Source organism: Streptomyces sp. NPDC024017 (assembly GCF_040638895.1).
Classification (GTDB): Bacteria; Actinomycetota; Actinomycetes; order Streptomycetales; family Streptomycetaceae; genus Streptomyces.
Genome location: NZ_JBEZYZ010000015.1, coordinates 108,117 through 122,230 on the forward strand (window position 1 = coordinate 108,117; position 14,114 = coordinate 122,230).

The following is a 14,114-nucleotide window of genomic DNA, read 5'->3' on the forward strand; positions in this document are numbered from 1 at the left end:
GCCGGAAGACCAGGAACGACGAGGAAAGACAGGGTGTGCTTCTGATGGCCGAGCAGTTCGTCGGCTCCGGCTGGTCGTTCCCGCTGCGCATCGGGCCGACCGGCGGGATCGCCCTGGTCAGCGGGGAGCGGGAGATCGAGGAGGCGATCCGGCTGGTGCTGTCGACCGCGCCGGGCGAGCGGCCGATGCGGCCGGACTTCGGCTGCGCGATCCACGATCTGGTGTTCGCGCCGGTCAACGAGCAGACCGCGGGCCGCATCCAGCACGAGGTGCACGTCAGCCTGGACCGCTGGGAGCCGCGCATCGAGGTCGAGGACGTCGACGTCACCGCCGGCGGAGACCAGAGCGTGCTCTTCATCGACGTCCGCTACTCGATCCGCGGCACCAACAACCCGCGCAGCCTGGTCTTCCCGTTCTACGTCATTCCGTCCCACGAGGAGCCCGACGCCCCCGGCGCGGGCCCCGCCCCCGAAAGCGACCGCTGATGGCCCTGCCCTCCCCCAACCTCGACGACCGCCGCTTCCAGCAGTTCGTCGACGACGCCAAGCGCTACATCCAGCAGCGCGCCCCGGAGTGGACCGACCACAACGTCTCCGACCCTGGCGTCACCCTCGTCGAGACGGTCGCCCACATGGCCGACCAGATCGTCTACCGGCTGAACCGGGTGCCGGAGAAGAACCATCTGGCGTTCCTGGACCTGGTCGGGATCACCCTGTTCCCGCCGTCCGCGGCCCGCACGGACGTGACGTTCTGGCTGTCGGCGCCGCAGGAGGAGCCGGTGCGGGTGCCGGTCGGCACGGAGGTCGCCACGCTGCGCACCGAGAGCGAGGAGGCGGTCGTCTTCGCGACCGAGCGCGAACTTGCGTTGGTGCCCTGCGCGTTGCGCCATCTGCTGGTGCAGCACCGGGGCGAGCCGGTCGTCGACCGGACGCACGACCTCGCCGGGGAGGACAAGGACCTGCTGTGCTTCGCCGAGTCGCCCAGCCCCGGTGACGCCATGCTCCTCGGCCTGACCGCGGCGGTGCCGCACTGCGCGGTCGCCCTGGACCTGGACAGCCGGGTGGACGGCGTCGGCGTGGACCCGCGCCAGCCGCCGCTGGTGTGGGAGGCGTGGACCGCGGACGGCTGGCAGCCCTGCGAGGTGGACCGGGACGGCACCGGCGGCCTCAACCGGCCGGGCGAGGTCGTCCTGCACGTCCCCGGCGGGCATGTGCTGTCCCGCAACGCCGGCCAGGAGGCGGGCTGGCTGCGCTGCCGGGTCACCGACCCCCTGCCGGACCAGCCCTTCTACACCACCTCGCCCACCGTGCGGGCCGCCGAGGCGTTCACGATCGGCGGCACCACCGGCGCCGTGCACGCGGAGACGGTCCACGACGAGGCGCTCGGCGAGTCCACCGGGCTGCCGGGGCAGCGGCTGCGGCTGGCGCACGCGCCGGTGGTCGGCGACGACCCGCCGGTGCTGCTGCAGACCGCCGAGCACGACGGCTGGGCGGACTGGCGGGTCGTCCCGAACTTCGCGTCCTCCGGGCCGCGGGACCGGCACATCACCCTCGACGCCACGACCGGGGAGATCGCCTTCGGCCCGGCCGTGCGCGAACCCGACGGCTCCCTGCGGCAGTACGGGAGGGTCGCCCCCAAGGGTGCCCCCGTGCGGGCCCGCCGCTACCGCACGGGCGGTGGCCGCGCGGGCAACGTGGCGCGCGGTGCCGTGCGGATCCTGCGCACCTCCATCCCGTACGTCTCCGAGGTCGTCAACCGCGAGGCCGCGCGCGGCGGTGTGGACGGGGAGACGGTGCAGGAGGCCAAGGTCCGGGCGCCGATCACGCTGCGCGCCCAGGAGCGGGCGGTGACGCTGCGCGACTACGAGGAGCTGGCCCGCCGCGCCGCACCGGAGACGGCGCGCATCACGTGCCTGGAGGGCAAGGAGGGCGAGCACGGGGCGTACGCGGTACGGGTCCTGGTGGTCCCGCAGGCCGTGCCGGACCCGGGCGGCCGGCTGCGCTTCGAGCAACTGGTGCCCGGCGACGCTTTGTTGGACCGCATCACCCGCCATCTCGACGAACGGCGCCTGATCGGCACCCGGTTGGCGGTGGGACCGCCGTACTACCAGGGCGTCACGGTCGTGGCCACGGTGCACGCGTTCCGGGGTGTCGACACCGACCGGGTGCGCCGGCAGGCGCACGACGCCCTGTACCGGCACCTCGATCCGCTGACCGGCGGTGCGGACGGCACGGGCTGGCCGTTCGGGCGGCCCGTCCAGGCCGGGGAGGTGTTCGCGGTGCTGCAGCGCGTACCGGGTGTCGAACTGGTCGACGAGGTGATCCTGCACCCCGCCGACCCGCTCACGGGCAAGCGCGGCGAGCCGACGGACCGGATCGATCTGTCGGCGCCCTCGCTGGTGTTCTCGTTCGACCACCGCGTCCGGGTGATCGGAGACGGGTCCTGATGAGCCGGATTCCGATGGTCCGGATCCCGATGGGCCGGATCCCGGAGGGAAGCAGCGTATGAGGGGCTCCATCGACGGTCTCGGATCGTCCGCGCCGATCGGCGTGATGCTGCCGGCCGTGTTCGCCGACGACGACCTGGCCCAGCGGTTCGTGGGCGGGCTCGACGATGTGGTCGCCCCGATCCTGAGCGTGCTGGACTGTCTCGACACCTACTTCCGCCCGTCCCTGGCGCCGCTCGACTTCACCCAGTGGCTGGGCAGTTGGGTGGGCGCGGAGACCGAGGGCGACGAACCCGAGCCGCTGCTGCGGGCCGCCGTGGCCGCCGCCGCGTATCTGCACCGCATCCGCGGCACCCGGCGCGGTCTGTCCGAGGCGGTCCGGTTGGCGTTCGGCGTCGAGCCCGAGATCACGGAGAGCGGCGGCGCGTCGTGGGACGCCCGCCCCCTGGGCCCGTTCCCCGGCGACCCGCGCCCCCGCCTTCACGTCCACCTGCGGCTGCCCGCCCCCACCTCCGCGGACCGGCACCGCCTGGACACCCTCGTGTCCGCCGCCCGCCCCGCCCACATGCCGTACACCGTCCAGGTGACCGCAACCCCCGAAAGGACCCCGCACTCATGACGACCCCCCAGAACTGCGCCGACTGCGGCACCCGTGCGCAACCGGGCCAGTCGTTCTGCGACGCCTGCGGGTCGGTCCTGAGCTGGACGGACCGCCCGGCCGAGGGGCCCGGGCCCGGCGGCGCCGCCGGGCCTTCCCGGGCGTCCGAGCCGGCCGCGGGTCCCGGAGCCCCGGCGCCGGTTCGCTCCGCCGCGGCAGCCCGTGGCGAGAGTGCCGACACGTCCTCCGCGACACCCTCGAACGGCCGGGCCGCTTCCGGCGCCGACTCCCGCGGGACCCCTTCCCCGGCCTCCGCGCACGAGCCCGGCTGGGACGCCTTCGCCAGCCCGGACGGCGGAACGGGCCTGGCCCGCACCTCCCGGGACCGGCTGACCACGGACAGGGCGACCCAGCCCGGCACCGCCCCGGCCACTCCCACGACCACCACCGACGAAGCCCCCGGCCCGTCCCGACCCGCCCCGCACCACACGGCACCCCGGCCCGAGACCCCCGACGCGCACACGAACCCACCGCACACCCCCGCACAACCGGCCCTGGACGAGACCGCTCCCACCCAGCCCGTCCCCCCGGCCACCACGCACCCCACCCCCGCAGACACGCACGGCATGACGGACCGGGCCCGCCGGCTCCTCGTCCCGGTCACCGACGCCGAACCCCGTCCGGCCGCCGAACCCTCGGTCGCCCCGGTCCTGCCCGGCCGCCCCGCCCCGCAGCGCCCCGAGGCCGTCCGGGCCCCCGGTGAGGAACACGGCATCGACGGCGGCGCCCCCTGTCCCTGGTGTGCCACGCGCAACCGCCCCGAGCGGCACTTCTGCGCGCGGTGCGCGATGCCCATGGCCGGTGACGGGCCCGCCCCGGCCCGGCTCCCCTGGTGGCGGCGGCTCGGCCCCTTCGGCAGCCGGGAAACGCCCTGGGCGGGCGACCGCCCCCGGCTGCGCCGCACCTTCGACCGCGTCCTGTCCTGGCTGGGCATCGCGATCGTCCTGTCCCTGCTGATCGCGCTGACGGTCAACATCCCGGCGGGCATCCAGGCCACCCGTGACCACTTCGCCAAGCGCGCCCCGGTCTCCCCGGACCGCTACAGCGCCTCGCGCTCCTACCCCGGCCACAAGCCGGACCTGGTCTTCGACAAGCTCAACGACACCTGGTGGGGCCCGGGCGTGTCCCAGACGGGTCGGGGCCAGTACATAGAGGCCCGTTTCGACCAGCCCACCCGGCTGCTGGACCTGATCATCACGCCGGGCACGTCCACGCGCTCCGACCAGCTCTCCAAGTCGGCGCTGCCGCACCGCATCACGGCCACGATCACCGGCAAGGACGGCCGGACCACGACCCGCCGGCTGACGCTCGACCAGGGGGCCGGCCCGCAGCGGCGCGCCTTCCGCGTCGGCGAGGTCAGCGCCGTCCGCTTCACCATCGAGTCCGCCTACGGCATCTCGGCGGAAAAGCAGGTCGCCATCGCGGAGATCGAGTTCTTCGGTCCGTCCAGCGCGAACAACGCCTGAGCACGCGACGGCCCCGGACGGATCCAGCCGTCCGGGGCCGCTCGGCGGTGTCGGTCCCGCCTACGCGTCCAGCGACGTCATCACGTGCTTGATCCGCGTGTAGTCGTCGAAGCCGTACCCCGACAGGTCCTTGCCGTAGCCGGACTTCTTGAAGCCGCCGTGCGGCATCTCGGCGACCAGTGGGATGTGCGTGTTGATCCACACACAGCCGAAGTCGAGCTTCTTGGACATCCGCATGGCACGGCCGTGGTCCTTGGTCCACACGGACGAGGCCAGCGCGTACTCGACGCCGTTGGCCCACTCCACGGCCTGCTGCTCGTCGGAGAACGACTGCACGGTGATGACCGGGCCGAAGACCTCCTTCTGGATGATCTCGTCGGTCTGCTTCAGGCCCGAGACGACGGTCGGCGCGTAGAAGTAGCCCTTGTCGCCGACGCGCTTGCCGCCGGCCTCCACGCGCGCGTGCGCGGGCAGCCGGTCGATGAAGCCCTCGACCTGCTTGAGCTGGTTGGGGTTGTTGAGCGGGCCGAACAGCACGTCCTCGTCGTCCGGCTGCCCGGTCTTCGTCTCGGAGGCGGCCTTGGCCAGCGCGGAGACGAACTCGTCGTGGATGGACTCGTGGACGAGCACGCGCGTGGCGGCGGTGCAGTCCTGGCCGGCGTTGAAGTAACCGGCGACCGAGATGTCCTCGACGGCCTTAGGGATATCGGTGTCCTCGAAGACCACGACCGGGGCCTTGCCGCCCAGCTCCAGGTGGACGCGCTTGACGTCCTTGGAGGCGGACTCCGCGACCTGGATGCCGGCCCGTACGGAACCGGTGATGGAGGCCATCGCCGGGGTCTCGTGCTCGACCATCAGACGGCCGGTCTCGCGGTCGCCGCAGATGACGTTGAAGACGCCCTTGGGGACGATCGAGCCGATGATCTCGGCGATGAGGACCGTCGAGGCCGGGGTGGTGTCGGACGGCTTCAGCACGACGGTGTTGCCCGCCGCGATCGCCGGGGCGAACTTCCACACCGCCATCATCATCGGGTAGTTCCACGGCGCGACCTGCGCGCAGACGCCGACCGGCTCCCGGCGCACGATGGAGGTCAGGCCCTCCATGTACTCACCGGCCGAACGGCCCTCGAGCATCCGCGCCGCGCCCGCGAAGAAGCGGATCTGGTCGACCATCGGCGGGATCTCCTCGGAGCGGGTCAGCCCGATGGGCTTGCCCGTGTTCTCCACCTCCGCCGCGATCAGTTCCTCGGCACGCTCCTCGAAGGCGTCCGCGATCTTCAGCAGGGCCTTCTGGCGCTCGGCGGGCGTGGTGTCGCGCCAGCCGGGAAAGGCCTCGGCGGCCGCCGCCATCGCGGCGTCCACGTCCGCCTGCCCGGACAGCGGAGCGGTCGCGTACGCCTCGCCCGTCGCGGGATTGACCACCTCGGTGGTCCGTCCGTCGGCGGCGTCCCGGAACTCACCGCCGATGTAGTTGCGCAGACGACGCAGCTCGGTGCTCACTGCCGGCCCTCCAGTTCGGATGTCCAGTACTTGAGACACCCACCCTAGTCGGCCGACCCACGTTTTCAACACCCCCACTCCCTTCGTTCGTGCGGAATTCGCAGGAGCGGGCTATCGAAACAACGGATTTCATCGATCGAGGCTTGCGGAAGTGTCGAGACCTCGTGCACAGTGACCTCGTGGCCAGTCGAAGCGCAGACCAGAAGGGGTCGCGGGAGCACCGCGAGCCCTCCCGCGAGTCCAGGAACGGCAGCTCGCCGCAGCTGGACGCCGTCTCCCTCGCCATCATCGAGCAGCTCCAGGAGGACGGCCGCCGGCCGTACGCCGCCATCGGCAAGGCCGTGGGCCTGTCGGAGGCGGCCGTGCGCCAGCGCGTCCAGAAGCTGCTCGACCAGGGCGTGATGCAGATCGTCGCCGTCACGGACCCGCTCACCGTGGGCTTCCGCAGACAGGCGATGGTCGGCGTCAACGTCGAGGGCGACGTGGAGTCGGTCGCGGACGCGCTGTCGGAGATGTCCGAATGCGAGTACGTGGTGATGACCGCAGGTTCCTTCGACCTGATGGTGGAGATCGTCTGCGAGGACGACGACCACCTCCTGGAGGTCATCAACAAACGCATACGGGCGGTGCCCGGAGTGCGCTCCACCGAGAGCTTCGTCTACCTCAAGCTCAAGAAGCAGACCTACATGTGGGGAACCCGATAATCGTGAGGACCCGATAGCCGTGAGCAAGGACCTCTCCCAGACCGCGTACGACCACCTGTGGATGCACTTCACGCGCATGTCGTCGTACGAGAAGTCCCCCGTTCCCACCATCGTCCGGGGCGAGGGCACGTACATCTACGACGACAAGGGCAAGCGCTACCTGGACGGCCTCGCCGGCCTCTTCGTGGTGCAGGCCGGGCACGGCCGGGTCGAGCTCGCCGAGACCGCCTTCAAGCAGGCGCAGGAGCTCGCGTTCTTCCCGGTGTGGTCCTACGCCCACCCCAAGGCCGTCGAGCTGGCCGAGCGCCTCGCGCACCACGCCCCGGGTGACCTGAACAAGGTCTTCTTCACCACCGGCGGCGGTGAGGCGGTCGAGACCGCCTGGAAGCTCGCCAAGCAGTACTTCAAACTGGTCGGCAAGCCCACCAAGCACAAGGTCATCTCGCGGGCGGTCGCCTATCACGGCACCCCGCAGGGCGCCCTGTCCATCACCGGCCTGCCGGCCCTGAAGGCCCCCTTCGAGCCGCTGGTCCCGGGCGCGCACAAGGTCCCGAACACCAACATCTACCGCGCCCCGATCCACGGCGACGACCCGGAGGCCTACGGCCGCTGGGCCGCCGACCAGATCGAGCAGCAGATCCTCTTCGAGGGCCCGGACACGGTCGCCGCGGTCTTCCTGGAGCCCGTGCAGAACGCGGGCGGCTGCTTCCCGCCCCCGCCCGGCTACTTCCAGCGGGTCCGCGAGATCTGCGACCGGTACGACGTGCTGCTCGTCTCGGACGAGGTCATCTGCGCCTTCGGCCGGCTGGGCACGTACTTCGCCTGCGACAAGTTCGACTACGTGCCGGACATGATCACCTGCGCCAAGGGCATGACCTCGGGCTACTCCCCGATCGGCGCGTGCATCATCTCCGACCGCCTGGCCGAGCCGTTCTACACGGGCGACAACACCTTCCTGCACGGCTACACCTTCGGCGGCCACCCGGTCTCCGCGGCCGTGGGCCTGGCCAACCTCGACCTGTTCGAGCGCGAGAACCTCAACCAGCACGTCCTGGACAACGAGGGCAACTTCCGCGCCACCCTGGAGAAGCTCCACGACCTGCCGATCGTCGGCGACGTCCGCGGCAACGGCTTCTTCTACGGCATCGAGCTGGTGAAGGACAAGAACACCAAGGAGTCCTTCAACGACGAGGAGACCGAGCGCGTCCTGTACGGCTTCCTCTCCAAGGCGCTGTACGACAACGGCCTGTACTGCCGCGCCGACGACCGTGGCGACCCGGTCGTCCAGCTCGCCCCGCCGCTGATCTCCGACCAGTCGACGTTCGACGAGATCGAGCAGATCCTGCGCGCCACCCTCTCGGAGGCGTGGACGAAGCTCTGACGCCCGTCGCTCAGATCGTCTGCATGGATGATCAACACCGGCCCCGGTGCCGCCCGTTCGAGTGAGAAACGGCGGCCCGGGGCCGCGTGCTGTCCGGCGTCCCGCCGCCTTCTGCCTAGCGTGCCCAGTGACCGATCGGCCCTGCCTTCGTTCCCCCGCACGGGGGATGGCACGGGAACTACGGATCTGAACCGAGGTGTACGCGCATGGAGGCCCCGCCGGACAACGACGTGCTCTGGGCACGCGCCCTGCACTTCCAGCACGACGACGGCTCGCCCGCGCTCTGCGGCGTCTCGCTCGGCGTGCGCGAGGGCGAGATCCTCGCGCTCAGCGGACCGCGCGGCAGCGGCAAGACGACCCTGCTGCGATGCCTGTCCGGCATGGTGCCCGTCCGGCGCGGCGAGGTCTGGTTCAACAGCGTGCCCGTCCACACCATGGGCCCCCTCACCCGCGAGCGGCTGCGCCGCGACCGCTTCGGCTGGATCGACCCGGCCCCCTCCCTGGTCCCGGAGCTCAACGCCTGGGAGAACGCCGCCCTGCCGCTGATGCTGCGCGGCACCAGCCGCCGCCGCGCCAAGACCGCGGCCCTGGAGTGGCTGGAGCGCCTGGACATCGGCGACAGCGCCCGCAAACGGCCGCACCAGCTGGTGCAGGCCGAGCGTCAGCGGGTCTGCATCGCCCGCGCCCTCGCCCCCGCGCCCTCGGTCCTGTTCGCCGACGAGCCCACGGCGCCGCTGCACCGCGCCGACCGCGCCCATGTGCTGCGCACCCTCACCACCGCGGCCCGCTCCCACCGCATCACCGTCGTCCTGGCCACCCACGACGCGGACACCGCGGCCCTCGCCGACCGCACAGTGTCCCTGCTCGACGGGCGGCGCGTGCAGACGGTGCACCTGCCGCCGGTCGCCGAGACCAGCGAGCCGGAAGGCCGGGCCGCGTGCTCGCTCTCCGTCTGACCCGCGGCGCCCACCCCACCGTCCAGCTGCGCCGCCTGATGGTCGCGGCCGCCTCGGCGGGCACGGGCTTCCTGCTGCTCTGCGCCCTGGGCTACGCGCTGGGCCACCCCGACTCCCCCGGATCCGCCGCGCTACGGCTGGCCTGGTGCGCGGCCCCGCTGGCCGCCACGGTGTACTTCGCGGTCGCGGTGGCCCGTACCGACCCCGCCACCAAACCCCGCGCGGGCCTCTCGGCGATCGGCCTCGGCCCGGTGCGCATGATGGCCGTGTCGGCGACGACGACGGCCCTGTCCGGCACGCTGGGCTCGATGCTGGCCCTGCTCGTCTTCCTGCACCTGCGGGGCGACCTGACGGGCATGCCCTTCGACGGCGTGGCCGCCGAGTCCCTCGCCGCGGACCAGCCCCTCCCGCTGCCGGGCGCCCTGACCCTGCTGGCGCTGGTGCCCGTCGGCGCGTCGGTGGCCGTGGCACTGGCACTGCGGCCGCGCGAGGCGAGGCCGTCCGGGCCCCGGGCGGCCCGGACGTACGGCCGCTTCGGCGCCTACCGGCGCACCAGCACCCGCGAGACCTTCGGGGCGTACGGCCGGTTCGGCCGGCAGATCATCCGGCCCACGGACGGCCGTCCCGCCGGGCCCGCCGCGCAGAGCGGCCCGCCGGCGGCCCGGACGAGCGGGTCGGCCTCGGCGGCCGTCGCGGGTCCCGGCGGGACGGTGAGCGCGGTCGCGGACCCCGCACACCTGCCCGCGGTGCACCCGGGCGCTGACCCGGCCGTGGACGTCCCTGCGCCCGGCGCCCCGCACCCGGCCTCACCGGAGGCGACGGGTGAGCGGGGCCCGGCCGGCGATCCGGCCCAGTGGCTCAGCCCGCGCGCGTCGGCGCCGGACGCGGCCGGCGCCATCAGCCCCGCCGGGGCCCTGGCACGGCAGCCGGGCTCGCCCGCCGCCGCACCCGGCGCCGACACCGACCCCGCGACCCCCGACGAGGCCCTGCCGGACACCATCGCCGCCCCCTCCGGCCTCCCCTGGGGCATCACCGTGCTGGCCGCGGGCCTCGCCGTGGAGAGCTACACGAGCCGCACCGCCCCCACACCCCCCGACCTCACGTTCTCCGGCGCCTCCCCCGGCGTGCTGGCGGGCTGGGCGCTGGCCGCCGTCGGCCTGGCCCTGGCCGGTCCGGGGCTGACCCACCTGTGCGGACGGCTGCTCCAGTCGGCCCGCCCCGGCGCCCTGCGGCTCCTGGCCGGCCGCATCCTCATGGCGGAGGCCGTGCGCATCGGACGTCCCCTGGGCGTCGTCTGCGCGGTCCTGTCCGCCGCCTGGGCCATGGCACTGCTGCACGCCCCGGACGGACTCTCGCTGGGCCCGCTCACCACCCTCGGCGTGCTCCTCGTGACCGGCTGCACCACGGCGACGCTCCTCACGGCCGCAGTCGAGGCCCGGCAGTCCCGCGCCGACACCACCGCCGCACTGCTGCGCCTCGGCGCCCCCGCCACGATGCTGCGCAGCGCCGCCGCCCTCCGCGCGGGCGCGCTGCTCGCCCTGTTCGGTCCGCTCGCCCTGACGGTCGCGGAACTGGCGGCGCTGCCCCTGGCTCGCTGAGCCCCGCGGCCGCCGGAAAACTCGTACGAAAAAAATCTCCGTACGGCGATGAGTTCCGGACCGGCCCCCGGTCTATCCCCGCGTAACGACACGGACTTGATGGGAGAGACCTCGCATGTACCAGCAGATGATCTTCGTGAACCTGTGCACCGGCGACCTCGGCGCCTCGAAGAAGTTCTTCACGGAGCTGGGCTTCACGATCAACGAGCAGTTCAGTGACGACACGACCGCCTCGGTCGTCATCAGCGAGACCATCGTGGTGATGGTGCACACCAAGGAGAAGTACCTCCAGTTCACGAAGAAGGACATCGCGGACTCGACGAAGACCAGCGAGGTGCTGCTCGCGCTGAGCGCCGAGAGCCGCGAGAAGGTCGACGAGCTGGTCGAGAAGGCGGTCGCGGCGGGCGGTTCCGTCTCGGGCGAGACCCAGGACCACGGCTTCATGTACGGCCGCGCCTTCGACGACGTGGACGGCCACACCTTCGAGGTCGTGTGGATGGACCCCGCGGCCGTCCAGGGCTGACGGCGTGCGGCCTAGCATGGGCGGGTGCAGACGATGCCCGCCCATGCGGCCCACCATGACGACCGTGAGATAGAGACCCTCGAGGAGTTCGACGCGACCGTCTCGGCGCGCGGCACCCTCGCCGGACACCGCGTCCAAGCCGTCGACCTGACGGACCGTACGCGTGAGCTGCTCACCACGGACACGGCGGGCGCGGTCTTCCTCGGCTGCGCGATGCGCGAGGACGCGGACGCGAAGGTCCGAGCCGACGGCGCCCTGGTCTTCCCGCCTGTCCCGGGCCTGCCGTTCGACCCGTACCGCGGCCTGGTCTACTCACCGGACGAACTCTTCGAGTCGCTGGCCGACGGCTACGAGGCCACGCCCGACGCCCTCGCCTACGCCTGGTTCCAGCGCACGAAGGCGGACCGCGACATCTACGCGTCCATGCTCCGTTCGGTCCACGACGACTCCGTATCGGACGCGCTCGACGAACTCCTGTCCGGCGCCCGGGTCGTGGGTGTCATGGGCGGCCACGCGATGGCCCGCGGCACCGAGGAGTACGCCGGCGCCGCACGGCTCGGCCGGGAGCTGGCCCGCGCCGGCTTCACGATCGCCACCGGCGGCGGCCCGGGCGCCATGGAGGCGGCGAACCTCGGCGCGTACGCCGCCCCGTTCGGCGACGAGATGCTCACCGAGTCGCTCGAACTCCTCGGCAAGGCACCGCACTTCACGCCGTCGATCACCCAGTGGGCCTCGGCCGCCTTCGAGATACGCACCCGCTGGCCGCAGGGCGGCCGCTCGGTGGGCATCCCGACCTGGTTCTACGGCCACGAGCCGCCGAACGCCTTCGCCTCCCACATCGCCAAGTACTTCGCCAACGCCACCCGCGAGGACGGCCTGCTGGCCCGGTCCAACGCGGGTGTGGTGTTCCTGCCGGGCGCCGCCGGGACCGTGCAGGAGATCTTCGACAACGCGACGCCCAACTACTACGAGTCGCGCGGCGAGCCGACGCCGATGGTGCTGGTGAACAGCGCGCACTGGACGGAGAAGCTGCCGGCGTGGCCGCTGCTCCGGTCGCTGGCCGGGGGCCGCTCGATGGAGGCGCGGATCGCGCTGGTGGACCGCATCGAGGAGGCGCCGGAGGCGTTGAAACGTCTCGGCGGTTAATAAGAAGGCAAAGCAAGTGCTTGCAACCTGCATATGCGTTGACACTACTTATGCAGCGCTTATAGACCTGTGAGCCTCACGGTGGTGCTGATGTTCAGTCAACACCGCCTCAACCCCCCGCTTTAGCAATCCTGTAAAGGACAAACGTGGCAGTTCTGTCCGTATCCCGCCGCGCACGTGCCGTGCGCGTCATCGGTGTCGTCTCCGCCTCGGCCGCGCTCGCGCTCGGTACCGCCGGCCACGCGCTCGCCTGCGACATCAGCGAGTTCTCCGCCGAGGCGAAGTGCGACGGCGACAAGGGCGTCATCACCGTCACCGACGTGGACCCCGCCGGCATCCCGGCGACGGTCACCGTGTACCTCGAGAACAACGGCGCCGACGTGAAGAAGATCGGCGAGCAGGTGGTCAAGGGCTCGCGCGAGGGCACCACCATCACCTTCGCCGAGAAGTGGAAGCCGAACGCCGAGTACCGGATTCACGTCAAGGCCGCCGGCTACGTCGACGAGGACATCAAGCCGAACCTCGTCACCCCGGCGACCGCCTGCAAGAAGGAGGAGGAGCCCCCTGCTTCGACTCCCCCGGCTTCGACTCCCCCGGCGACGCCGACCCCGTCGGCGTCCCCCTCCGAGCCGGCCGAGGAGAGCGAGAGCCCGGCTCCTGAGCCGTCGGAGAGCCAGAGCACCTCGCCCGCGGGCAACGTGCCCGCCCCGGCCGGTGACTCCAACCTCGCCGAGACCGGTGCCGACTCCAACACCGGCCTCATCGCCGGCATCGCGGCGGCCCTGGTCGTCGTCGGTGGCGGTGCGGTGTTCTTCGGCATGCGCCGTCGCGGGGCGGACAGCGACAGCTGACGCCTGCGCACACTGTGACGTGGCCCGCCCCCTGATCCGGGGAGCGGGCCACGTCTCGTCCTACCCGAACGTCGCCCGCTGCAGCCAGAACTCCAGCAGCTCCCGGTCGCCGAGCACGTCCAGCTCCCGGGCGTCCAGGGGCAGCCGGCGGTAGAACGCGAGCAGCACGGAGGTGAGAGGTCCGCGCAGGGCGACCGTGGCCTTCTCGTGGCCCCTGCGCCAGGTGACACCGTCCTCGGTGAGTTCGACGAGCCACTCGGCGTCGAGGCCGGGTCGGGTGTCGGTGGCGTGCAGATGGATGGTGCGGCCGGGGCCGCGCAGTTCGCTCACCTCGTCCTGCGGCACGGTCCGCTGCACGAACTCCACGATCTGCAGCCACTCGTCGATCGCGTCGGCGGCCACCTCGGGCGCAACCTCGTAGGGCAGTCCCGCGGCGAGGGTGGCGTCCGCGCGGTGCACGGTGATCTCGTGCGTCATCCGGCGGGCCCAGAAACCGGAGTTGAGAATCCCCGCCCAGCTCCACACCTTCGTGTCCGGCCCCGCCTCCCGCAGTGCCGTGACGACCTGCTCGCCGCCCTCCGCCAGCCATGCGTCCAGTGCGGCGGCGTCACCCCGGGCTCCGGGTCCGGCGAGGCCCGGCACCCGCTCCTCGGGCACCTCCTCCTGGGCCCGGGTCCGCACGATGAACTCCACCCAGCGCAGAGCAGCGCCCATGTGCCGGACCAGGTCCTCCAGCGACCACTCCGGGCAGGTCGGCACGGTGCCGGACAGATCGGCGCCGGATGTCACCACGGACCTCAACAGGCCGACCTGGCGGGCGATTTCGTCGCAGTAGCGGTCGTGTGCGAGTAACGGCGTCATGCCCCGCACCCTAGGCGGCGGACG

General features: G+C 72.2%; 13 protein-coding genes. 11 read left to right on the forward strand and 2 right to left on the reverse strand.

Annotated elements, in window-relative coordinates; genetic code table 11:
• The first annotated feature begins 44 nt into the window (after positions 1-44).
• From AB0G20_RS33810 to AB0G20_RS33825, 4 genes are read left to right on the forward strand one after another with little or no spacing between them, the layout of a single operon-like run.
• Positions 45-485 (forward strand): GPW/gp25 family protein, encoded by a 441-nt coding sequence (locus tag AB0G20_RS33810; RefSeq protein ID WP_361309107.1) that lies wholly within the window; start codon positions 45-47, stop codon positions 483-485.
• Positions 485-2,446 carry a putative baseplate assembly protein gene (locus AB0G20_RS33815; protein WP_361309109.1) on the forward strand — a complete coding sequence of 654 codons (1,962 nt, stop codon included), beginning with the start codon at positions 485-487 and terminating at the stop codon, positions 2,444-2,446. Before AB0G20_RS33810 ends, AB0G20_RS33815 begins: the two co-directional genes overlap by 1 nt.
• Before the next feature lie 58 nt (positions 2,447-2,504).
• Entirely contained in the window at positions 2,505-3,065 is a 561-nt protein-coding gene (locus AB0G20_RS33820; protein ID WP_361309112.1) for a phage tail protein, read from the forward strand.
• The gene (locus AB0G20_RS33825; protein ID WP_361309114.1) at positions 3,062-4,570 is read left to right on the forward strand and encodes a zinc ribbon domain-containing protein; all 1,509 of its coding nucleotides are present in this window, start codon (positions 3,062-3,064) and stop codon (positions 4,568-4,570) included. Before AB0G20_RS33820 ends, AB0G20_RS33825 begins: the two co-directional genes overlap by 4 nt.
• Before the next feature lie 60 nt (positions 4,571-4,630).
• On the opposite strand, the gene AB0G20_RS33830 is transcribed toward AB0G20_RS33825, so the two are convergent.
• Complete coding sequence (locus AB0G20_RS33830; RefSeq protein ID WP_361309115.1) at positions 4,631-6,070, reverse strand: gamma-aminobutyraldehyde dehydrogenase; 1,440 nt, start codon at positions 6,068-6,070, stop codon at positions 4,631-4,633.
• Positions 6,071-6,234: 164 nt separating this feature from the next.
• Between AB0G20_RS33830 and AB0G20_RS33835 the strand changes: the two genes are divergently transcribed.
• From AB0G20_RS33835 to AB0G20_RS33865, 7 genes are all read left to right on the forward strand, one after another.
• Positions 6,235-6,774 (forward strand): Lrp/AsnC family transcriptional regulator, encoded by a 540-nt coding sequence (locus AB0G20_RS33835; protein WP_361309118.1) that lies wholly within the window; start codon positions 6,235-6,237, stop codon positions 6,772-6,774.
• Between the two features lie 61 nt (positions 6,775-6,835).
• Positions 6,836-8,155, forward strand: a complete 1,320-nt coding sequence (locus tag AB0G20_RS33840) for an aspartate aminotransferase family protein (RefSeq protein ID WP_361309297.1) — start codon at positions 6,836-6,838, stop codon at positions 8,153-8,155.
• Positions 8,156-8,361: 206 nt separating this feature from the next.
• Positions 8,362-9,111: an ATP-binding cassette domain-containing protein gene (locus tag AB0G20_RS33845; RefSeq protein ID WP_361309120.1), complete on the forward strand. Its 750-nt coding sequence runs from the start codon at positions 8,362-8,364 to the stop codon at positions 9,109-9,111.
• On the forward strand, positions 9,093-10,709 hold the full coding sequence (locus tag AB0G20_RS33850) for a hypothetical protein (RefSeq protein ID WP_361309123.1): 1,617 nt from the start codon (positions 9,093-9,095) through the stop codon (positions 10,707-10,709). The genes AB0G20_RS33845 and AB0G20_RS33850 overlap by 19 nt, the downstream gene beginning before the upstream one ends.
• Positions 10,710-10,824: 115 nt before the next feature.
• Positions 10,825-11,232: a VOC family protein gene (locus tag AB0G20_RS33855; RefSeq protein WP_361309126.1), complete on the forward strand. Its 408-nt coding sequence runs from the start codon at positions 10,825-10,827 to the stop codon at positions 11,230-11,232.
• A gap of 24 nt (positions 11,233-11,256) precedes the next feature.
• Positions 11,257-12,378: an LOG family protein gene (locus AB0G20_RS33860; protein ID WP_361309129.1), complete on the forward strand. Its 1,122-nt coding sequence runs from the start codon at positions 11,257-11,259 to the stop codon at positions 12,376-12,378.
• Positions 12,379-12,533: 155 nt separating this feature from the next.
• Positions 12,534-13,229, forward strand: coding sequence for an LAETG motif-containing sortase-dependent surface protein (locus AB0G20_RS33865; RefSeq protein WP_361309300.1), 696 nt, complete (start codon positions 12,534-12,536; stop codon positions 13,227-13,229).
• Positions 13,230-13,289: 60 nt separating this feature from the next.
• Here AB0G20_RS33865 and AB0G20_RS33870 read toward each other — a convergent pair whose 3' ends face one another.
• Complete coding sequence (locus AB0G20_RS33870; protein WP_361309131.1) at positions 13,290-14,090, reverse strand: maleylpyruvate isomerase family mycothiol-dependent enzyme; 801 nt, start codon at positions 14,088-14,090, stop codon at positions 13,290-13,292.
• Between the last annotated feature and the right edge of the window lie 24 nt (positions 14,091-14,114).

Coding starts and splice junctions, on each gene's coding strand:
- AB0G20_RS33855 (WP_361309126.1), top strand. CDS start 10,825: ATGTACCAGCAGATGATCTTCGTGAACCTGTGCACCGGCGACCTCGGC.
- AB0G20_RS33870 (WP_361309131.1), bottom strand. CDS start 14,090: ATGACGCCGTTACTCGCACACGACCGCTACTGCGACGAAATCGCCCGC.
- AB0G20_RS33815 (WP_361309109.1), top strand. CDS start 485: ATGGCCCTGCCCTCCCCCAACCTCGACGACCGCCGCTTCCAGCAGTTC.
- AB0G20_RS33820 (WP_361309112.1), top strand. CDS start 2,505: ATGAGGGGCTCCATCGACGGTCTCGGATCGTCCGCGCCGATCGGCGTG.
- AB0G20_RS33845 (WP_361309120.1), top strand. CDS start 8,362: ATGGAGGCCCCGCCGGACAACGACGTGCTCTGGGCACGCGCCCTGCAC.
- AB0G20_RS33810 (WP_361309107.1), top strand. CDS start 45: ATGGCCGAGCAGTTCGTCGGCTCCGGCTGGTCGTTCCCGCTGCGCATC.
- AB0G20_RS33825 (WP_361309114.1), top strand. CDS start 3,062: ATGACGACCCCCCAGAACTGCGCCGACTGCGGCACCCGTGCGCAACCG.
- AB0G20_RS33840 (WP_361309297.1), top strand. CDS start 6,836: ATGCACTTCACGCGCATGTCGTCGTACGAGAAGTCCCCCGTTCCCACC.